The sequence below is a fragment of the Sphingomonas sp. TF3 genome (genome assembly GCF_003985085.1).
In the GTDB taxonomy this organism is placed as follows: Bacteria; Pseudomonadota; Alphaproteobacteria; order Sphingomonadales; family Sphingomonadaceae; genus Sphingomonas.
Map to the genome: position 1 here is coordinate 16,068 of NZ_RWKS01000025.1, position 18,543 is coordinate 34,610.

The 18,543-nt window shown below is 66.1% G+C and carries 21 protein-coding genes; 13 read left to right on the forward strand and 8 right to left on the reverse strand.

Going from position 1 to position 18,543, the window contains the following annotated elements:
- Positions 1 to 8 precede the first annotated feature (8 nt).
- Positions 9 to 713, forward strand: a complete 705-nt coding sequence (locus tag EJC47_RS17650; protein ID WP_126849126.1) for a glutathione binding-like protein — start codon at positions 9 to 11, stop codon at positions 711 to 713.
- Here the strand turns inward: EJC47_RS17650 and EJC47_RS17655 are convergent, their stop codons facing one another.
- Positions 714 to 1,262, reverse strand: a complete 549-nt coding sequence (locus tag EJC47_RS17655; RefSeq protein WP_126849127.1) for a hypothetical protein — start codon at positions 1,260 to 1,262, stop codon at positions 714 to 716.
- Positions 1,263 to 1,435: 173 nt separating this feature from the next.
- Between EJC47_RS17655 and radA the strand changes: the two genes are divergently transcribed.
- The 7 genes from radA (at position 1,436) to EJC47_RS17690 (ending at position 7,897) form a co-directional block, all read left to right on the forward strand.
- Positions 1,436 to 2,806 (forward strand): DNA repair protein RadA, encoded by a 1,371-nt coding sequence (radA, locus tag EJC47_RS17660; RefSeq protein WP_033963944.1) that lies wholly within the window; start codon positions 1,436 to 1,438, stop codon positions 2,804 to 2,806.
- Between the two features lie 267 nt (positions 2,807 to 3,073).
- On the forward strand, positions 3,074 to 3,631 hold the full coding sequence (locus EJC47_RS17665) for a CvpA family protein (protein ID WP_033963942.1): 558 nt from the start codon (positions 3,074 to 3,076) through the stop codon (positions 3,629 to 3,631).
- A gap of 88 nt (positions 3,632 to 3,719) precedes the next feature.
- Positions 3,720 to 4,154, forward strand: a complete 435-nt coding sequence (locus EJC47_RS17670; RefSeq protein ID WP_033963975.1) for an iron-sulfur cluster assembly scaffold protein — start codon at positions 3,720 to 3,722, stop codon at positions 4,152 to 4,154.
- Positions 4,151 to 5,908 (forward strand): cation:proton antiporter domain-containing protein, encoded by a 1,758-nt coding sequence (locus tag EJC47_RS17675; protein WP_126849128.1) that lies wholly within the window; start codon positions 4,151 to 4,153, stop codon positions 5,906 to 5,908. Before EJC47_RS17670 ends, EJC47_RS17675 begins: the two co-directional genes overlap by 4 nt.
- Positions 5,905 to 6,240, forward strand: a complete 336-nt coding sequence (locus EJC47_RS17680) for a DUF423 domain-containing protein (protein WP_126849129.1) — start codon at positions 5,905 to 5,907, stop codon at positions 6,238 to 6,240. The genes EJC47_RS17675 and EJC47_RS17680 overlap by 4 nt, the downstream gene beginning before the upstream one ends.
- Before the next feature lie 22 nt (positions 6,241 to 6,262).
- Entirely contained in the window at positions 6,263 to 6,442 is a 180-nt protein-coding gene (locus tag EJC47_RS17685; protein WP_126849130.1) for a hypothetical protein, read from the forward strand.
- Positions 6,443 to 6,646: 204 nt separating this feature from the next.
- Positions 6,647 to 7,897, forward strand: coding sequence for an MFS transporter (locus EJC47_RS17690; protein ID WP_126849131.1), 1,251 nt, complete (start codon positions 6,647 to 6,649; stop codon positions 7,895 to 7,897).
- Here the strand turns inward: EJC47_RS17690 and EJC47_RS17695 are convergent.
- The 3 genes from EJC47_RS17695 to EJC47_RS17705 are packed head-to-tail and all read right to left on the reverse strand — an operon-like array spanning position 7,884 to position 9,685.
- Positions 7,884 to 8,036 carry a DUF2256 domain-containing protein gene (locus tag EJC47_RS17695; protein ID WP_126849132.1) on the reverse strand — a complete coding sequence of 51 codons (153 nt, stop codon included), beginning with the start codon at positions 8,034 to 8,036 and terminating at the stop codon, positions 7,884 to 7,886. The genes EJC47_RS17690 and EJC47_RS17695 overlap by 14 nt on opposite strands.
- A complete protein-coding gene (gene aroB, locus EJC47_RS17700) occupies positions 8,037 to 9,134 on the reverse strand; it encodes a 3-dehydroquinate synthase (protein ID WP_126849133.1) in 1,098 nt (365 codons plus the stop codon).
- Positions 9,131 to 9,685, reverse strand: a complete 555-nt coding sequence (locus tag EJC47_RS17705; protein WP_126849143.1) for a shikimate kinase — start codon at positions 9,683 to 9,685, stop codon at positions 9,131 to 9,133. The genes aroB and EJC47_RS17705 overlap by 4 nt, the downstream gene beginning before the upstream one ends.
- Positions 9,686 to 9,772: 87 nt before the next feature.
- On the opposite strand from EJC47_RS17705, the gene EJC47_RS21090 reads away from it, so the two are divergent.
- The 4 genes from EJC47_RS21090 to EJC47_RS17720 are packed head-to-tail and all read left to right on the forward strand — an operon-like array spanning position 9,773 to position 13,660.
- The gene (locus EJC47_RS21090; protein WP_171010473.1) at positions 9,773 to 9,910 is read left to right on the forward strand and encodes a hypothetical protein; all 138 of its coding nucleotides are present in this window, start codon (positions 9,773 to 9,775) and stop codon (positions 9,908 to 9,910) included.
- Positions 9,891 to 11,756: a hypothetical protein gene (locus EJC47_RS17710; RefSeq protein ID WP_260591645.1), complete on the forward strand. Its 1,866-nt coding sequence runs from the start codon at positions 9,891 to 9,893 to the stop codon at positions 11,754 to 11,756. The genes EJC47_RS21090 and EJC47_RS17710 overlap by 20 nt, the downstream gene beginning before the upstream one ends.
- Positions 11,753 to 12,700 (forward strand): tyrosine-type recombinase/integrase, encoded by a 948-nt coding sequence (locus tag EJC47_RS17715; RefSeq protein WP_126849135.1) that lies wholly within the window; start codon positions 11,753 to 11,755, stop codon positions 12,698 to 12,700. The genes EJC47_RS17710 and EJC47_RS17715 overlap by 4 nt, the downstream gene beginning before the upstream one ends.
- 12 nt (positions 12,701 to 12,712) lie before the next feature.
- Positions 12,713 to 13,660, forward strand: coding sequence for an acetyl-CoA carboxylase carboxyltransferase subunit alpha (locus EJC47_RS17720; RefSeq protein ID WP_033963936.1), 948 nt, complete (start codon positions 12,713 to 12,715; stop codon positions 13,658 to 13,660).
- 110 nt (positions 13,661 to 13,770) lie between these two features.
- Here EJC47_RS17720 and EJC47_RS17725 read toward each other — a convergent pair whose 3' ends face one another.
- Positions 13,771 to 13,938 carry a Flp family type IVb pilin gene (locus tag EJC47_RS17725; RefSeq protein ID WP_010403444.1) on the reverse strand — a complete coding sequence of 56 codons (168 nt, stop codon included), beginning with the start codon at positions 13,936 to 13,938 and terminating at the stop codon, positions 13,771 to 13,773.
- 130 nt (positions 13,939 to 14,068) lie between these two features.
- Positions 14,069 to 14,254, reverse strand: a complete 186-nt coding sequence (locus tag EJC47_RS17730) for a Flp family type IVb pilin (RefSeq protein ID WP_033963935.1) — start codon at positions 14,252 to 14,254, stop codon at positions 14,069 to 14,071.
- 100 nt (positions 14,255 to 14,354) lie between these two features.
- Between EJC47_RS17730 and EJC47_RS17735 the strand changes: the two genes are divergently transcribed.
- Positions 14,355 to 14,753: a (deoxy)nucleoside triphosphate pyrophosphohydrolase gene (locus EJC47_RS17735; protein WP_126849144.1), complete on the forward strand. Its 399-nt coding sequence runs from the start codon at positions 14,355 to 14,357 to the stop codon at positions 14,751 to 14,753.
- On the opposite strand, the gene EJC47_RS17740 is transcribed toward EJC47_RS17735, so the two are convergent.
- Together EJC47_RS17740 and EJC47_RS17745 are read right to left on the reverse strand one after the other, a co-directional pair.
- Positions 14,739 to 16,088 carry a PepSY-associated TM helix domain-containing protein gene (locus EJC47_RS17740; protein ID WP_126849136.1) on the reverse strand — a complete coding sequence of 450 codons (1,350 nt, stop codon included), beginning with the start codon at positions 16,086 to 16,088 and terminating at the stop codon, positions 14,739 to 14,741. The two genes, EJC47_RS17735 and EJC47_RS17740, sit on opposite strands and share 15 nt — an antisense overlap.
- 10 nt (positions 16,089 to 16,098) lie before the next feature.
- Positions 16,099 to 18,462, reverse strand: a complete 2,364-nt coding sequence (locus EJC47_RS17745; RefSeq protein WP_260591646.1) for a TonB-dependent receptor family protein — start codon at positions 18,460 to 18,462, stop codon at positions 16,099 to 16,101.
- Positions 18,463 to 18,543 lie beyond the last annotated feature (81 nt).

Consider the following 18,543-nt stretch of genomic DNA (forward strand, 5'->3'; position numbering starts at 1 on the left):
TTGCGCCGATGACCGACCTTTCCGCCTTTCCGATCACACAACTCTGGCCCGCCGCTCATCCTGACCGGCTGCAACTCTATTCGCTCCCCACGCCCAATGGTGTGAAAGTGTCGATCATGCTGGAAGAGACGGGGCTGGCGTATGACCCGCATCTGGTCGATTTCGCCAAGGACGACCAGCACAGCCCCGCCTTCGAATCGCTCAACCCCAATGGCAAGATCCCCGCGATCCTCGACCCCGATGGGCCCGGCGGCAAGCCGCTCGCTTTGTTCGAATCCGGCGCGATCCTGCTCTATCTGGCGGAAAAGACCGGCAAGTTCCTCCCCAGCGATCCCGCTGCGCGCTGGCAGGCGATCCAGTGGGTGATGTTCCAAATGGGTGGGGTTGGCCCGATGTTCGGCCAGGTCGGCTTCTTCGTGAAGTTCGCGGGCAAGGACTTTGAGGATAAGCGCCCGCGCGATCGTTACGTGGCCGAGGCCAAGCGCATTCTGGGCGTGATGGACCGCGTATTGGCGGACAAGACCTGGTTCCTGGGCGATGACTATACGATCGCCGATATCTCGATGCTCGGCTGGGTGAACGGCCTGGTCGACTTTTACGGCGCGGGCGAGCTGGTCGGCTTTGACCAGTTCACGCACGTAAAGGCATGGCTCGAACGCGGCCTCGCACGGCCAGCGGTGCAGCGCGGTCTGGCGATCCCGGCGCGGGGGTAGTCAGGCCGGCGGCGCGTCCGAAAAGCCTTCATACCACACAGCAATGGAGTTGCTGTGGGCAAGCCACGGCGCGGGCGCGGTCTCCTGGACCGCGTCGCCGTGCTGGTGCCATCCGCCGAGCGAGCAGTGAATGATCGCCTTCACCCGTGCGATGCCATGCTGGGCCATGTCCAGCGCGGTCACGATGCCGATATGGCCATCATGCGTCCGGCCATCGGTGCCGGTGTAATCTGGGTAGACCAGGAAGCTGCCGACAACCGGCTCCGGCAACGCGCGAAAATAGCCGGTTGAGGATAGGCCGTCGGCGTGGATCGCGGTGGTCTCGAACCAGCCGCCGTTGATCTTCTTGTAGAGCGGGTGGTTGACGATGCGCGATTGTGGCGGAACCGATGGGAAGCGGATGCTCCAATAGACAAAGCCGCTGCAATCGAGCTTGCCATTGGAAGGGATGGTCGCGGCGGCGAAGGATGGCATGGTGCCGGGGCTCTTATATTCGGTCTTCTTGCCAAGCCCGCTGCGCGCGCGCGTAATCGCCGTTGCCGAATCCATTGTGCTTCCCCTGTTCCCGGCGCGGGGTCGTGCTCGACGGTCAGCCCCGCGACTCGCCCGCTAACAAGGCGGCGTCCCGATTTCGTGAAAAACGCGTGCGCCGGGCGGGTGGACGACACGACCCACAACGAAATTTGTTCCCCTCTCGTTCCGGTGTTGCTACATCGCTGCTTATGGCAAAACTCCAAAAGCGCTATGTCTGTCAGGCCTGCGGATCGGTGTCGCACCGCTGGCAGGGGCAATGCGCCGATTGCGGGGAATGGAACACGCTGGTCGAGGAAGCTCCCGCTACCGTCACGCCGTTCCAGGCGAAGCATAATCTGCAGGGCGGCGGGCGCGCGTTTCAGCTCGTCAGCCTCGATGCCGAGATCACGCTACCCGATCGGCTCGCCACCGGCATTGCCGAGCTTGATCGCGCGCTCGGCGGCGGGTTCGTCGAAGGATCGGCGACGCTGATCGGCGGCGATCCCGGCATCGGCAAATCCACCTTGCTCCTGCAAGCGGCCGCGAAGATGGCGCTGGCCGGGCTGCCAGTCGCCTATGTCTCGGGCGAGGAAGCGGCCGATCAGGTGCGTTTGCGCGCGCGGCGGCTCGGGCTCGGCCATGCGCCGGTGATGCTGGCGGCGGCGTCCTCGACGCGTGACATTCTCACCACGCTCGGCCAGGCGACGCCACCTGCCTTGCTGGTGATCGATTCGATCCAGACGATGCATAGCGATTTGATCGAGGGCGCGCCGGGCACCGTCAGCCAGGTGCGCGCCTCGGCGCAGGAATTGATCCGCTTCGCCAAGGAACGCGGCACGGCGGTGGTGCTGGTCGGCCATGTCACCAAGGATGGCAGCATCGCCGGCCCGCGCGTGCTCGAACATATGGTCGATACCGTGCTGAGCTTTGAAGGCGAACGCAGCCACCAATATCGCATCCTGCGCGCGATCAAGAACCGCTTTGGCGGCACCGATGAAATCGGCGTGTTCGCGATGGTGGCGGAAGGGCTGGCCGAAGTGTCCAACCCCAGCGCCTTGTTCCTCACGCAACGCGAGGAAGGCATGACCGGCACCACGGTGTTCCCGGCGCTGGAAGGCACACGACCCGTGCTGGTCGAAATCCAGGCGCTGGTCGTGCGCCTGGCGAGCGGGGCCACGCCCCGGCGCGCGGTGGTCGGCTGGGACAGCGGGCGCCTCGCCATGGTGCTGGCGGTGCTGGAGGCACGCTGCGGGCTCAGTTTCTCCTCAAGCGAAGTCTATCTCAACATTGCGGGCGGCTACCGCGTGCAGGACCCGGCCGCCGATCTGGCGGTGGCGGCGGCGTTGATCTCGGCGCTGTCGGAACGCCCGGTGCCCGCCGATGCGGTGGTGTTCGGCGAACTGGCCCTGTCCGGCGAAATCCGCCCGGTCGCGCATGGCCCGCTGCGCTTGAAGGAGGCGGGCAAATTGGGCTTCGAGCGCGCGCTGCTGCCGGCGGCGGTTACCGACGACAAAAGCGGCCTGAAGCTGAGCGGCTTCGGCACGCTGGCCAGCTTCGTGGAGCATATGCTGGGGCGGTGAGGGTGGCGTTGCGCCCTCCCGCAAATCTTCCACTGGTGGAGCGTGATGACTCTTGGTCGCATCCTCTCCCTATCCGTAGCTCGCTGTCCGTAGCTCTCCGTCCGTTCGTTTCGAGCGTAGTCGAGAAACCTGGCACAGCGCTTGTGGCTGTTTCTCGACTACGCTCGAAACGAGCGGGTTGAGGAAAGCACTCCCCCAAACCCCGTAACCCCCAGCACGCCCGCACCCACTCGACTTCCACCGTCCCACGCTTGTAAGACGCGCGCCATGCATCTTACCGCCCTCGACATATTGGTCCTGCTCGCCGTTGGTGGTGCCGCCACGCTCGGCATCACGCGCGGCTTCGTCACCGAAGTGCTGTCGCTGTTCGCCTGGGTCGGAATCGTGTTTGCGATCAAGCTGTTCCATGTGCCGCTGACTCATGCGCTGACCGGCGTGGTCGGCACGACGACGGGCGCGGCGGTGCTCGCCTTCGCGATTCTGGCGGGCGGCACTTATTATGGCGGGCGCATGGTTGCGCGGGCGATCGGTGCCCGTACCCGCGATTCGGTGCTGGGGCCGGTCGATCGCGCGCTCGGCTTCGGCTTTGGCGCGCTCAAGGGCTTGATCCTCGCGAGCCTGGCTTTCCTGCTGGTGGTGCTGATGACCGACACCGTCAGCGGCGGCCCGGCGCATCGCCCCGAATGGCTGACCTCGGCCAAGGTCTATCCCCTCCTCAACAGCACCAGCGCCAGCATCGCCGATTTCGTCGATCGCCGCCGCAAGGGCGAGCCGGTGTTCGGGCATGGCGCGAACGTCGCCGACTCCGATCGCGCGGGCGAGTAGCGATTTCTCGGTCCCTGGCCGCGCAAAGCGGCGCAGAACATCCCATCGCCGGGGTGACGAATCCCCCGGCATGCCCTACATCCGCTGCATGAACGCGCCGCTCTACAACACCGAAATCCTGCGGCTCGCCGCCACCATTCCGCATCATCAGCGCTTGCCAAGTCCAATGGCGACCTCGGAAAAACGCTCGCCGATCTGCGGCAGCCGCGTGACGGTGGATATCAATGTCGATGCTGAGGGGCGCGTATCCGACCTCGGTCTGCTGGTGCGCGCCTGTGCGCTGGGTCAGGCCTCGTCGTCGCTGATGGGCGCGGCGGTGATCGGCAAATCCGCCGCTGAGATCGCCGCTGCGCGCGATGCGCTGGCCGCCTGGCTCGCGGGGCAGGGGCCGTTGCCCGACTGGCCCGGCTTCGAATTGTTCACGCCTGCACTGCCGCACAGCGCGCGGCACGCGTCGATCCGACTAGCCTTCGAAGCGGCCGCCGAAGCCGCCGCCGCTGCCGCCGCAAAGGCACCGGCATGAACGAATCGCTGCTGCTCGATGGCGTCATCCTCGGTGGCTTTGCGCTCGTTTTCGTCCTGATCTTCCGCCGTTTCGGCCTCGGCGCGACGCTCGGCTATCTCGTCGCGGGCGCGGTCGTCGGGCCGCAAGTGCTGCATCTGGTCGGCAATGCCGAATCCAAGATCGGCGTGGCCGAACTCGGCATCACGCTGCTGTTGTTCATCGTCGGGCTGGAACTCAATCCATCGCGATTGTGGGCGCTCAAGAAGGAAATCTTCGGGCTCGGGCTATTGCAGGTGGTACTGTGCGGGCTGGCGGTCACCGGCCTCGTCGCGGCGGTGCATTTCTCCTGGTCGGCGGCGTTGGTGCTAGGGTTGCCGCTCGCACTTTCCTCGACCGCGCAGGTGTTGCCGATGCTGCAATCGGCGGGGCGCCTGCGCACGCCCTTTGGCGAGCGCGCCTTTTCGATCCTGCTGTTCCAGGATTTGTCGATCGTGCCGCTGATCACGCTGGTGACGGTGCTGTCGCGCAATCCGGCGGACGCGCATGGCCCGCCGGGCTGGCAATTGTTCCTGTCGACCGTGCTCGCCGTGGCCGGGCTGGTGCTCGCCGGGCGCTTCCTGCTGCGCCCGCTGTTCCGCATCATCGGTAATCTGGGGGAGCGCGAGATGTTCGTGTTCGCCGCGTTGTTCACGGTGGTGGCCGCGGCGGCGATCATGGAGGCGCTTGGTCTGTCGACAGCACTGGGCGCATTCGTCGCGGGCGTGATGCTGGCGGACAGCCCGTATCGGCATGAGCTGGAGGCCGATGTCGAGCCGTTCCGCTCCATCCTGCTCGGCCTGTTTTTCCTCGCGGTCGGCATGATGCTCGATTTGCACGCGATCGCCGAGCGGCCGTTCTTCGTGATCGGCATGGCGCTCGCGCTGATCGCGACCAAGGCGGTGATCATCTTCGGCATCGGTATGGCCTTTCGCATGAAGTGGCGCGCCGCGCTCGCGCTCGGGCTGCTGCTCAGCCAGGGTGGCGAGTTCGGCTTCGTGCTGTTCGCCCAGGCGCAGCGTGCCTTCCTGATCGCGCCCGAGGCGGCGAGCCTGTTCGGCGCGATCGTCACGCTGTCGATGGCGACGACGCCGTTCCTGATGATGATTACCAAGCGCATCCGCGAAGAGCCGGTCGTCGCGGGCGAGCGTGACGGCCCAAAGGCCGACGGGGCCAATGCGCTGATCGTCGGCTATGGTCGCTTCGGCCAGACGGTGGCGCAAATGCTGATCGCGCAAGGCGTGCCGGTGACGCTGATCGACACCGATATCGAGATGATCGATGTCGCCAGCGATTTCGGGGCCAAGGTCTATTATGGTGACGGAACGCGGCTGGATTTGCTGCGTCAGGCGGGTGCGGGCGAGGCGGAGTTGATCCTGTTCTGCATGGATGGCGACCAGATTTCGCCCGATCTCGTTACCGGGGTCCACAACGCCTTTCCCAAAGCGTCAATCTACGTGCGCGCGTTCGATCGTCGCGCGGTGATCAAGCTGAAGGGCGCCCCGGTCGATGGCGTCGTGCGCGAAGTGCTCGAATCGGCGGTGAAGATGGGGCGCATGGCGCTTGAGAGCATCGGCGTGGACCATGCCGAGATCGATCGTACCGAGGACATTTATCGCCGCAACGACAAGGAACGTCTGCGCGTGCAGTCCGAGGCGGGCGACATTCGCGCGGCGCGTGGCATCATGATTACGCAAGATCAACGCGCCGGGCTGAGCGAGGAGCAGGCAGGATGAACTGGATCGGGCTGTTCGCGGCGCTTTCGGGCGCAATAGCCGTCGGCGCGGGGGCGTTTGGCGCGCATGGGGCTAGCGGCCAGGCGGCTGAATGGCTCAAAACAGGCGCACATTACCAGTTGATCCATGCCGTCGTGGCGTTGGTGGCATGGCGGATGGAGGCACGCGCACCAGCCTGGCTGTTCCTCAGCGGCGGCGCGCTGTTCGCCGCGACGCTGTATCTGATGGCGCTGGGTGCGCCCCGCTGGCTCGGCGCGATCACGCCGATCGGGGGCGTGTTGTTGATCGGCGGGTGGTTGTGGCTGGCGTGGGTGGCTGCGCGCGCGGCGTGACGCTGACACGAGGAGCACGTGCGTGGCGCGCACCAAGCTGAGTTTTTGTCGCAGGAAGGTGCAGTTCAGCACTGAAAACGAGGCACTTTTGCGGGCGCAGGCGAGCGGTCTCGTGCTGCGCCCCTATCGGTGTGATCGCTGCGGCGCGTTTCACTTGACCAGCCGGACCAAGGGCAAGCGCGTGCCGCGTCCGGTGGCGTGACGGACGCGTTGGCGGAGCGCAGCGCCTCTCCCGTCATGCCGGGCCCCTCGACGTAGCTCGGGACAGGCTTGTCCCGGCATCCACTGCGAAGCGTATTCTGCCATCGATCGTCTCATATCCCGGTGGACCCCGGCACGAGGCCGGGGTGACGAGCGCCCTATGCATCCCTTCGACAATACCCGACAGGCGCGATAGGGACGGCGGATGACCAGCGCCTCGACCCGCCGCATCCTGCTCGCCAGCCTGATCGGCACCTCGGTCGAATTCTACGATTTCTATATTTACGCGACCGCCGCCGCCTTGGTGTTCGGCCCGCTTTTCTTCCCAGCGCAGGATCCGGCGGTTCGGCTGCTGGCCTCTTACGCGAGCTTCGGCCTCGCCTTCTTCGCCCGGCCGCTGGGGGCGGCGGTGTTTGGGCATTTCGGCGACCGTTTGGGGCGCAAGTCGACGCTGGTCGCCTCGCTGATGCTGATGGGCGGCTCGACCGTCGCGATCGCCTTCCTTCCGACTTATGCGCAAATCGGCTGGGTCGCCCCGTCGCTCTTGTGCCTGTTGCGCTTTGGGCAGGGGCTCGGGCTCGGCGGCGAATGGGGCGGGGCGTCGCTGCTGGCGGTCGAGAATGCGCCCAAGGGCCAGGAAAATCGCTGGGGGATGTTTCCGCCGCTCGGCGCGCCGGTTGGGTTCATCGCCGCCAATGGTTTCTTCCTGCTGCTGGGCGCGACGCTGACCGACCAACAGTTCCGTGATTGGGGCTGGCGGGTGCCGTTTCTGGCGAGCGCGGTGCTGGTGCTGCTTGGTCTGTGGGTGCGCTTGAAGCTGACCGAGACGCCTGCCTTCCGCGAAGCCGCTGCGCACGATGCCTTGCCCAAAGTCCCGATCGCCGAGCTGTTCCGCCTGCATCTGCGCGCGACGGTGGCGGGCACGGTCGGCGTGGTTGCCTGTTTTGCGCTCTTCTATCTGACGACGGCGTTTGCGCTCAGCTACGGCACTACCGCGCTTGGCCATGGGCGGCAGGCGTTTCTGGGGCTGGAACTCGGTGCGATCCTGTTCCTGGCTGCGGGCGTGATCGTCTCCTGCACCTTGGCCGACCGGTTCGGTGCGACCGCAATGCTGCGCTGGGGGTTTGTCGGCTGCGTCGCCTCGGGCTTGCTGATGGGAACGATGCTGGGGTCTGCGTCCTTGTGGGTGGTGTTCGCGTGGCTGGCGCTGTCGCTGTTCGCGATGGGCTTTGCCTATGGCCCGCTCGGCGGCTGGCTGCCGTCGTTGTTCGACGCCGGGGTACGCTATACCGGGGTGTCGATCACCTTCAATCTCGGCGGAATCCTGGGTGGCGCGCTTGCCCCGATCGCGGCGCAGGCCCTGGCCGCGCGGGGTGGGCTGGGGCTGGTCGGGGCCTATCTGGTGGCGGCGGGCGTGCTGAGCCTTGGCGGCCTGGCCTTGCTCAAGCGGCGCTGATCCGCGTGCGCTTACAGCGTTCGGAGCAGTAAACGACGCTGTCCCAATCGCGCGCCCACTTTTTCCGCCATGCAAACGGGCGCTGACAGACCGGGCAGATCTTTTCAGGCAGGTCGGCCTTGGCGACGCCGTTCGGCACTTAGGCCGCTCGATCCAGAAATGCGCGCACGTCCGCCAGATCGACCGATTTGTCGAGGAAAGTGCCGCCAATCCCGCGTGCGAGCAGGAAAGGCAGCGTGCCCGCGTCCATTTTCTTGTCGTGCAGCATGTGCGCGACCAGTGTTTCGCCATCGGCGGTGATGCCCGCCGCCGCCGCGCCATCGGGCAGCCCGATCGCGCGGAGGTGCGCGGCAACGCGATCGGCATCGATTTGTGGAGCAAGCCCGCGCGCCGCCGAATAGCCGAAGGCGAGCACCATTCCGGCCGCGACGCCTTCGCCGTGGAGCAGCCGGTCGGAAAAGCCCGCTTCGGCTTCCAGCGCATGCCCGAAGGTGTGGCCGAGGTTGAGCAGCGCCCGCGCGCCAGTCGTCTCGCGTTCGTCCTCGGCAACGATCCGCGCCTTGGCGGCGACCGAGTGGGCGATGGCGTAGAGCCGCGCGTCGGCATCACCCGCGATCAGCGCGGTGGCATGGGTTTCGCACCAGGCGAAGAAGTCGGGATCGTCGATCAGGCCGTATTTCACGACCTCGGCATAGCCCGCGCGGACATGGCGCTCCGGCAGTGTGTCGAGCACATTGGGGTCGATCAGCACCAACGCCGGCTGATGGAAAGCGCCGATCAGATTCTTGCCGGCCTTGGAATTGATCGCGGTTTTGCCACCCACCGACGAATCGACTTGCGCGAGCAACGTCGTCGGGATCTGCACGAAGCCGCAACCGCGCTTCAGGATACTGCACGCAAAACCGACAAGGTCGCCAATCACCCCGCCGCCCAGCGCCACGACATGGTCGCCGCGTTCCACGCCAAGATCGAGCAAGCGGTCGGTCAGCTGCTCCAGCATCGCCCAGCTCTTGGTCGATTCGCCCGGCGGCAGCACGATCGCCTCGCTGGCTACGCCTGCCGCAGTCAGCGCGGCCTGCACGGTCGCCAAATGCGGCAGGACGTTCTCATCGGTGACGATCGCCATCCGCCGCCCGCGCGACAGCGGCGCGAGCCAGTCGGCGGCGCGGGCAAGCAGCCCGGCCTCGATCACCACATCGTAACTGCGCGCGCCCAGCGAAACGGGAATGGTCGTCATGGTTGGTTGAGGGCCTTCAGAATGGCGTTGACAGTCGCGTCGTGCGGCGCGCGGTGGCTGGAGACGCGGAGATGCGCGGTCGCGTAGAACGGGTTGCGGACGCGCGCCAGTTCTTCGAGCACGGCAAGCGGATCGCGCCCGCGCAGCAGTGGGCGCGTGTCGCGGCGCGAGACGCGCTCGACCAGCACTGAGGGCTTGGCATCGAGCCACACCGCAAAACCCCGCTCGAGGATCGCGGCGCGCGTCTGCGGGTCCACGAACGCGCCGCCGCCGGTGGCGATCACGCGCCGTTCGCCCTCCATCAGCCGCGCGATCACGCGGCGTTCGCCGTCGCGAAAATAGGCCTCGCCGAAGCGATCGAAAATATCGGGGATCGACATCCCCGCGGCCGTTTCGATCTCGGTATCGGCATCGACAAAGGGCAAGCCAAGCCGAATCGCCAGGCGGCGCCCAACGGTGGATTTGCCAGCGCCCATCAGGCCAACCAGCACTATGGGCTGGCCGGTCCATTTCGGCGATTGGGGTGGGGTGGGGGCTGGGCTTTGCAACATCGAAGCGAGGGCTATACAGCGCACGGGCGTCTCGGGCAAAAGGCCTTGCGGGCGCAGCCCAAATTGTTCTGTTACAGGTCTTGGCCCATGTCCCGCTCGCTCGTAATCCTCCTCGTCATCGTGGTCGTATTGGTGGGTGTCCTGTTCGGACTCTCCTCGATCGCGCGCGAAAAGCCGCTGAAGCATGTCGAAAAGGCCGTCCCGCTTGCGAATCTCCAAAAGTAGCGGTGTGTCCGGCGCGACCGCGCGCAAGCTGACCATCGCGCTGCGCGTCGGCACCGCTCTCGCGGCGGTGCTGGCAATACCGGCGCTGGGGCAGCAACGCCCCGAATCGATCCTGCCGCCCGGCTTTGGCGATCCTACGCCCGCGCCTTCTCCGGCGGCGGCGCGGCCCAAGCCGGTCCAGCAGGCCCCCGCGCAACCGAGCCAAGCGGCTACACCGCCGCTCGCACAGACTCCAGCGGCCGCGTCGGCAGGGTTTTCAGCGCCCGACGCGACCCCGACGACTGTGCCGAGCCCCGCCGCCACGCCTCCCGCGCCGACCGACTTTGCCGCCTTCGTGCGCGCCGACATGCCATCGTTCGCGCGCCGGTCGCTGGCGCGCGTCGGTGTCGCGGGTCCGCCTGAGGGCGCGATGGGGCCGAACGCCTTTGGCCGCGCCGACGGCCGCTTCCTTGAAGTGCTGATGCAACGGTTGAACACCCCGGTCGCGTCGCGCTGGGTGTCGATTGCGCTGCGCCGCGCGCTGATGGCGCGGGTCGATACCCCGCGCGGCGTGAACGGTGCGGATTTCGCGGCGGAACGATCGTGGTTGCTGACGCGTATGGGCGAATCCGTGGCCGCGCGGGCGATGGCACAAGCCGTCGATACCGAGGATTATACGCCCAAGATGTTCGAGGCGGCGATGCAGGCCGCGCTGGCGACGGGAGACGCGGCAGCGTTATGCCCGGCGGCCGAGGCCGGGGCGGAGCTTGGCCAGGAACGCGGCTGGATCATGGCGCGGGCGATTTGCGCGGGGCTGTCTGGCACGCCCGCGCGGGCGCAACCGTTGCTGGCGCAGGCGCGAAAGGCCGGAATTGCCGGTGGCGTCGACTTTTTGCTGGCGCAAAAGGTCGCGGGTGCCGGTCAAAGCGGACGCCAGGCGGTGACGATCGAGTGGGACAGCGTCGATCACCTGACCGCCTGGCGATACGGCATGGCCACTGCCACCGGGGTCGAGATCCCCGAGTCGCTGCTGGCAACCGCATCGCCTGCCGTGCAGGGCTGGCGGGCTTTGTCCCCGACGCTGGACCCGCGGGTGCGCGCCGCCGTGGCCGAGCTGGCCGCAGCGCGTGGCATTCTGTCGAGCGCGGCGCTGGTCGATCTCTATAGCGCGATCGATGCGGGAGACGATCAGACGGGTGCCGAGGTCGGGATCGCGCGCGATCTGCGCGCGGCCTATGAGGGGCCGGACGCCAAGGCGCGCGCCGATGCGCTGGTGCGGTTGTGGGATGAACCCAAGACCGCCGAAGGCCGCTATGCCCGGCTGGTGCTGACTGCCGGGGCTGCCGCGCGCATTCCGACGACACTGGAGCAGCCCGATATCGATCGACTGGTCGCCGCGATGCTGAGCGCCGGGCTGGATGTTCCGGCACTGCGCTGGCGTGATAAAGCGGGACGCGGCAGCAATGCCTGGGCGATGCTGACGCTGGTCGATCCGGCAATGCCCTCGCTGAATTATGGCGACGTCAGCGCCTATTCCGGGGCGAACGATGCCGAGGGGTTGAAGCGCCGGATGTTCTTTGCCGCAATGGCGGGGCTAGGGCGGATGTCGGGTGCCGAAGTCGAGCGTGGCGCGCAAGGGCTGGGGTTGCGAATAACGCAGGAGAATAGCTGGACGCGCTCGATCGCCAAGGCGGCGCGCGATCATGAGCCCGGCACGGTGGTGCTGCTCGCGGCGATCGGTATGCAGACGCGGCAGTGGCATGGGGTCTCGCCCGAGGCGATCTATCACATCACGGCCGCACTGCACGCGGTCGGCATGTCGGGCGAGGCGCGGATGATCGCCGTCGAGGCGATCTCGCGGCTTTGACCGAGCGCCCCAGCGCGCCCGATTCGCCGCGCGAGGATCGCGCGTTGATCGATCGCTTTCTCGAGATGCTGGCGGCGGAAGCCGGGGCGGCAAAGAACACGATCGCCGCCTATCGCAGCGATCTGGCGCTCGCATCGGAGGTGCTTGGCGGGCGGCTGAGCAGCGCCACGCCTGACGACCTTGCCCGGCTGGGTGGCGAATGGCTCGCCCTGTCCAAGGCGAGCGTAGCGCGCAAATCGGCGGCGCTGCGGCGTTTTTTCGCGTTTCTGGCGGATGAGGGGTTGCGGGCGGATGATCCCGGCGGTGCCTTGCCGCGTCCGGGTGCATCGCGCGGTTTGCCCAAGGTGCTCGACCATGCCGATATCGACCGCCTGTTCGCCACGATCGCCGAGCGGATCGCGCGCGTCCCCGCCGACCCCAACGACCTGCGCATGGCGGCGTTGGTCGAGCTATTGTACGGATCGGGGCTGCGCGCGACCGAATTGGTATCGCTCTCGCGCCGCGCTATTGCGCCCGACCGGCCTTATCTGATCCTGCGCGGCAAGGGCGACAAGGAGCGGCTGGTGCCGCTGTCGGATCGCGCGCGCGCAGCCGTTGCGGTCTGGCGGCTGCACGTGCCCGAGGACAGCGTGTGGCTGTTCCCTTCCGGCAAGGGGCATTTGAGCCGCATTCGCCTCTACCAGATCCTGAAAGCACTGGCGGCGGAGGCCGGGATTCCGCCCGATCGCGTCAGCCCGCACGTGCTGCGCCATGCCTTTGCCACGCATTTGCTGGCGGGCGGAGCCGATCTCCGCGCGCTGCAGGCGATGCTCGGCCATGCCGATATTGCGACCACCGAAATCTATACGCATGTCGATGCCAGCCGCCTGATCGAGCTGGTCAATGCGCGTCATCCGCTCGCCGAAGCTACGGCACGCGTTGACGCAAGGAAGCGCGGGGCTTAACCGGCCCGACTTATGGCAACTTTCCTCGATTTCGAAAAACCGATCGCCGAGCTGCAAGCGCGGATCGACGAATTGCGCGAGACCGCAGCCGAAGGCACGGTCGACATCGACGCGGAGGTCGCGCGGCTGCAGGCGAAGTCCGACAAGTTGCTGCGCGACACCTATGCCAAATTGACGCCCTGGCAGAAGACCCAGGTCGCGCGCCACGGCGAACGTCCGCACTTCAAACATTATGTAGCGGGGCTATTTCAGGATTTCCTGCCGCTGGCGGGCGACCGTGCGTTTGGCGACGACCAGGCGATCCTCGGCGGTTTTGCTACCCTGCGCGGGCGGCGCGTACTGGTGATCGGCCATGAAAAGGGCGACGATACCGCCAGTCGGCTGCGCCACAATTTCGGCATGGGCAAGCCCGAGGGCTATCGCAAGGCGATTCGCCTGATGCAATTGGCCGACCGTTTCGGCCTGCCGGTGGTAACTTTGGTCGATACCTCGGGCGCGTTTCCGGGTGTGCAGGCCGAGGAACGTGGCCAGGCCGAAGCGATCGCGCGGTCTACCGAAATGTGCCTGTCGCTTGGCGTGCCGATGGTGGCGGCGGTGGTGGGCGAGGGTGGCTCGGGCGGCGCAATCGCGCTGGCGGCTGGCAATACGGTGTTGATGTTCGAACACGCCGTCTATTCGGTAATTTCGCCCGAAGGCTGTGCGTCGATCCTGTGGCGCACGGCGGACAAAGCCGCCGATGCCGCCGAGGCGATGAAAGTCACTGCGCAGGACCTGAAGGGTCTCGGGGTCATCGATACGATCGTGCCCGAGCCGTTGGGCGGTGCGCAACGCAACCCGGGCGCGGCCATCGCGGCGCTGGGCAATGCGATCGACGCGGCCTTGTCGAACCTTGATGGCCAGAGCCCCGCCGAGCTGCGCCGGTCCCGACGTGCAAAATTTCTGGCGATGGGCCGACTTTAACGCGGGCGCGATCGCGGCCGCCAGGGTTGATATTCGGTCGTGAGGCAAATGAAAGGGCGACGGAACCGTAGTTCCGCCGCCCTGGCATATTAGAGGAGTTCGTAAGAGTCTTACGAAGCCTTCATGTTGGTCGTGACGTTGGTGAAGGTCTTGTTCAGTTGCGTGCCCAGACCCTGCATCGCGGCGATCGCGGCGACGGCAATGAGTGCTGCGATCAGGCCGTATTCGATGGCGGTCGCGCCCTTGGAATTCTTGATGAAATTGCGGATGGTCTTCATGATTCCGGTCTCCGTTGGTGAAAGCTTCAGTACCCGGTCGGGCCGGAAAAACCGGACCAACGCTGCCGAGTCTAGGGAGGCAGAGTTGAAAAAGGTTTAAGCCCGACGGAACTTTGTCGGGCGGGCGACTCTAAACGCCAGCGGTGGCCGCCGAGACCTTGGTGCTGACGTTGCCCCACATGGTGGTGGTGGAATTGGCGAGCTGGGTTAGCGCGGTGACCATCGCAATCACGATCAGCGCGACAATAAGACCATATTCGACGGCTGTGGCACCGCGGCGATCTCCCAGGAGCTTTTTCAGCGTGTCGAGGATCATAGGAGTTCGAGGCCACCGAAACAGCTGCTGGTTCCCGATCTCTAAAACAGGTGGGTTACGATATGCCTAACAATCTCATTACATCGGAGCGGCGCTCGTGATGCTGGTCGTGGCCGCCGCCTTGGTGGACGGTGCGGGGCGGGTGCTTGTGCAGCGCCGACCACCGGGAAAAGCATTGGCGGGCTTGTGGGAGTTTCCCGGCGGCAAGGTGGAAGCCGGTGAAACGCCCGAGGCGGCGTTGGTGCGCGAGCTGGAGGAGGAACTGGGCGTCGTGGTCGCGCCGACCGCGCTCGCGCCGCTGACCTTCGCCAGCGCACCGCTTGCCGACCGGCATTTGCTGCTCTTGCTCTACGTGTGTCGGGTTTGGACAGGCGAGCCGCAGGCGCTCGACGCGACGGCGATCGCGTGGCACGCCCCCGCCGACCTGCGGGGGCTGGAGATGCCCCCGGCCGATTTGCCATTTATCCCGGCCCTGGAGACTGCGTTAGCGCGGGGCTAGGCTTGCCCGCAGTCCAAGCCAGATGGCGGGGCCGGGCATCCATCGCCCCACAACCCTTTCGGCAACCAGCACGGCTATAAGGGTCAGGCCGAACAAGGGCAGGTATAAGGCCAGGGCGAGGATGGCGATGGCCAGTCCCGCCCCAAGGCGCGGGCGGGACAGCGCGATCGGCGCGCCCAGGCCAACATGCCGTCGTCGCCACCACATCACCACGCCCGACACCGCCAGCACCACCAGCAACAGCGCGGTAATGGTGCCAAGTAGCTGATTTGCTAGGCCGAACAGCGCGCCCTCGTGCCCTGCAACACCGTAGCCGATCGTTTGATCGATCCAGTGGCGCTGCGCAAAGCCTTCGCGACTGATGACGGTGCCCGTGCGACCGTCAATCTTTACCGTGCTACGTAATGGTCGGTTCGCCGCGTCGGACGCTGCCGTCCAGGGGTCGCCCGGACGCATCGGCGGCGAGATCAGCACCGGAGGAGCCACCGCGAGCGGTCGCACCACTCCGATGACGCGCGCGAGTTCGCCCGACACGATTGGCGCGCGCGGCATCGCCATGCCGCCATGTCCGGCATGGTCTCCCGACATCGCTTCGGCCTGCGGTGGCTTGCCGCCGATCGTCCAGTCGACCGGCCCGCGCGCGGTGCCGGTAAGTTGTCGGATTTCGGTGAGATAGTTGCCCCAACCCTTGGCCCAGGGCAGCCCGGTGAGGATCAGCGCGAGGGCGAACAGCGATACCCAAATGCCCGAGACGGCGTGAAGATCGCGCCAGAACACCCGACGTCCGCCCGCCAGGCGGGGATACAGCACCCCCGCCAAACCCGATCGCCCGCGCGGCCACCACAGATACAAGCCCGTCAGCAGCATTACGACCGTCCAACAGGCGGCGATCTCCACCATGTAACTGCCAAACGCACCCGCCAGTAATTCGCCGTGCAGATGGAAGATCAGCCGCATCGGCCGCTGCTCCTCGCTGACGACGCTGAGGACAGCGAGCGAACGCGGATCGACATAGACGCGTTGGTCCTGACGATCCTTGGTGACGAGGATGCGCACCGCCTCGTCCGGGCGCTCGGGCAGCACATATTTGTGCAGCGTCGATCCCGGCACCGCGCGCAAGGCTGCGGCGACCTGCGCATCGGGCGACGCCGTCGGCCCGGTGGTGGGCAGGTGCGAATAGGGCTGGTCGAGCCATGCCTCGATCTGCGGTTTCCACAGATAGATCGTGCCGGTCAGCGCCAGCCAGATCACGAAAGGCACGCAGAACACACCGGCATAGAAATGCCAGCGCCAGACGGCGTTATAGCTGAGTTGCGGGCGGGCGGGGTTGGCCATCACATCCTCCTCAGAACCGGCCCTTCAGGCCGACATAGACGGTGCGCGGCTGGCCCGCGTACAAGGATCCGGTGGTGCCCATCAGCACCGAGGCGGGGTTTTGTGCACCCGCAGCGCCCAGACTGTCCGAGATGATCGACGCCGAACCCACATAGGTCTTGTCGGCCAAATTCTGCACCGATGCGTAAAAGGACAAACGCGACCACCAGCCTGCTGCAGCGGGCGGATCGTAATGCAGGTTGAGATTGACCAGCGTGTAGCCCGGAATGCGCAGCAAATTGGCATTGTCGATGAAATAGCGCGAGCGGTAGGTCACCTCGGCAAAGCCGCCCAACCCGGCGAAGGCACCGTGCGGCTGGTCATAGCCCAATCGCCCGTTGGCGAAGGTCGGGATCACGCCCGGAATGCGGTTGTCGGCGCGGTCGAAGGCGGCCGACACCGCCCCCGAGGTCAGCCGCTCGACATAGCGGGTATAGCGTTGGTCGTTATAGCTGTAGGTCGCCTGGACATAGCCGCCGGGCAGGAGCGCGGGCAGGGGCTTCCAGTTGACGCCGACTTCCACGCCGCGATGGATCGAGCGCGGCACGTTGGTAGTGAAGGACAACAGGTTCACCCCCGCCGACTGGCTAACCTGCTCGTTGCGGAACCACTCATAATAACCCGTCACTTCGGCCTTGAGGGTGTCGCCAAGCGTCAGCTCCGCGCCGACATCCACGCCGGTGCTGGTCTGCGTCTTGAGGTCCATATTGTTGCCGGCGACGCCTGCCGTCGTGACGAAAAGCTGGCCTGACTGCGGAATACCGTAGGCCGTACCGACACGGGCGTGCAGCCGCACTGCGGGCACGGCCTGCCATACCAGCGACGCCTCGGGCGCGACATTGTCGAAATCGCGGATCGCCGGGATATTGGTCAGCGTCGGATTGGCACCGACAGGGTAGGCGTAGTTCGTCTGGCGCATGTCGATCTTCGAATGCTCATAGCCAATGCCAAGAATCAGCTGCAGGTCCTGCGTCAGCCCCAATTCCTCGCGGGCGCGAACCCCCATATTGCGTACACCGCCGAACACCGTCTGGGTCGGCGCGCCAATGCCATTGCGGCCCGCAGGCGTCTTGTTGAACGAGTAATTCTGCCCGTCGAGATAGTTGTAGAAGATCCCGATAAAGCTCAGCGCATCCATGCCCAATATCTGACTGTGCGCGGTGACGTCAGAGCTCAGATTGTAACTGTTGAGCGTGCCGCGAAACGGGGTTGCGCTGGTCGGCTGAAATACCACGCGGCTGTCGAAGGTCGCTTGCGTGCGCCAGGTCGTGCCAGCGGAAAAGTCATGCTCATAGCGCGCACCGACAATGGTCCGGCGGTCGTTGCGCGCGAGATCGCCCTCGCTCGCCGTCTGGGCGATGCGCGTGCCGTTGACGCCATTCGCCAACACCGAGATCGTGCCGCAGCCCGCCGCAGCGCTCGCCGTCAGATCGCACCCCTGCTGGTACGGATTGGCGAGATATTGGTTGAAGGACAGCCGCGTGGACAGGCGGAACTCGCCTTCATTGTAAATCACCTTGCCGGTGACGCGGTCGCGGTCCGATAGGGCAAAGGTCGCCAGAGCGTTGATCGTGCCGGTCTGATAGCCGGTATGGCCGGTCGCACCATCGGCGCGGGCGAAGCTGCCGAACACCGCATATTCATAGCCCGGTCCGGCATGGCCGAGCGTGGCGTAGGTGTTGAGATAGCCATAGCTGCCGCCATCGACTCCGGCCTCGACGCCTTGCAGGTCGCGTCCACGCCGCGTGCGGAAGTTGATCGCCCCTTCGACGGCATAATTGCCATAGCGCGCCGAGGACGGGCCACGCACGACATCGACCGCGCCATAAGCATGCGGGTCGGTCAGATCGAACCGGGCAAGGCCGTCGGGCTGGGTGACGGGAAAATCATCCTCAAACACCTGGATGTTGCGCGCGCCGAAGCTGTTGCGCGCGTTCGAGCCGCGGATCGAGACACCCACATCGCGTGGGCCATTGCCGCCGATGACGGTGACGCCGGGGGAGAGTTTGACGATGTCGGCGATGGTCGTGGCGGGCGTATTGCGGAACGCGGCGTTGGTGATGGTGGTGTCGGTCTGCCCCGCGACCTTGGTCGTCAGCGTCAACGCGCGCCCGGTGACGATGATGTCGTCGGTCGACGTTGCTGCGATATTTGACTGGGTCGGCTGACGTTCCGCTGCGGGAGCGGGGGCATCGAGGCGCTGCAATTCGGCATCGATCGCGGCGCGTTGGCGCAGCAAGTCCTGGCGTCGTGTGTCGGCGTTGGTCTGGGCGGAAGCCGACGCAGCGGCAAGCGCGGCGATCGACGCCGCGAGAAACAAAGATGGAAGGCGCACGAAAAATCCCCTGTAAACGCTGGTAGCGGACGCGCGGCGTTGGGCCATGCGCGTCCGTCGCGACGACGCTGCCTCAGCGCG

Coding starts and splice junctions, on each gene's coding strand:
- EJC47_RS17730 (WP_033963935.1), bottom strand. CDS start 14,254: ATGATCCTCGACACGCTGAAAAAGCTCCTGGGAGATCGCCGCGGTGCC.
- EJC47_RS21090 (WP_171010473.1), top strand. CDS start 9,773: ATGTCCCGCTCGCTCGTAATCCTCCTCGTCATCGTGGTCGTATTGGTG.
- EJC47_RS17725 (WP_010403444.1), bottom strand. CDS start 13,938: ATGAAGACCATCCGCAATTTCATCAAGAATTCCAAGGGCGCGACCGCC.
- EJC47_RS17720 (WP_033963936.1), top strand. CDS start 12,713: ATGGCAACTTTCCTCGATTTCGAAAAACCGATCGCCGAGCTGCAAGCG.
- aroB (WP_126849133.1), bottom strand. CDS start 9,134: ATGACGACCATTCCCGTTTCGCTGGGCGCGCGCAGTTACGATGTGGTG.
- EJC47_RS17655 (WP_126849127.1), bottom strand. CDS start 1,262: ATGGATTCGGCAACGGCGATTACGCGCGCGCGCAGCGGGCTTGGCAAG.
- EJC47_RS17680 (WP_126849129.1), top strand. CDS start 5,905: ATGAACTGGATCGGGCTGTTCGCGGCGCTTTCGGGCGCAATAGCCGTC.
- EJC47_RS17665 (WP_033963942.1), top strand. CDS start 3,074: ATGCATCTTACCGCCCTCGACATATTGGTCCTGCTCGCCGTTGGTGGT.
- EJC47_RS17740 (WP_126849136.1), bottom strand. CDS start 16,088: ATGGCCAACCCCGCCCGCCCGCAACTCAGCTATAACGCCGTCTGGCGC.
- EJC47_RS17675 (WP_126849128.1), top strand. CDS start 4,151: ATGAACGAATCGCTGCTGCTCGATGGCGTCATCCTCGGTGGCTTTGCG.
- EJC47_RS17690 (WP_126849131.1), top strand. CDS start 6,647: ATGACCAGCGCCTCGACCCGCCGCATCCTGCTCGCCAGCCTGATCGGC.
- EJC47_RS17670 (WP_033963975.1), top strand. CDS start 3,720: ATGAACGCGCCGCTCTACAACACCGAAATCCTGCGGCTCGCCGCCACC.
- radA (WP_033963944.1), top strand. CDS start 1,436: ATGGCAAAACTCCAAAAGCGCTATGTCTGTCAGGCCTGCGGATCGGTG.
- EJC47_RS17735 (WP_126849144.1), top strand. CDS start 14,355: ATGCTGGTCGTGGCCGCCGCCTTGGTGGACGGTGCGGGGCGGGTGCTT.
- EJC47_RS17650 (WP_126849126.1), top strand. CDS start 9: ATGACCGACCTTTCCGCCTTTCCGATCACACAACTCTGGCCCGCCGCT.
- EJC47_RS17705 (WP_126849143.1), bottom strand. CDS start 9,685: ATGTTGCAAAGCCCAGCCCCCACCCCACCCCAATCGCCGAAATGGACC.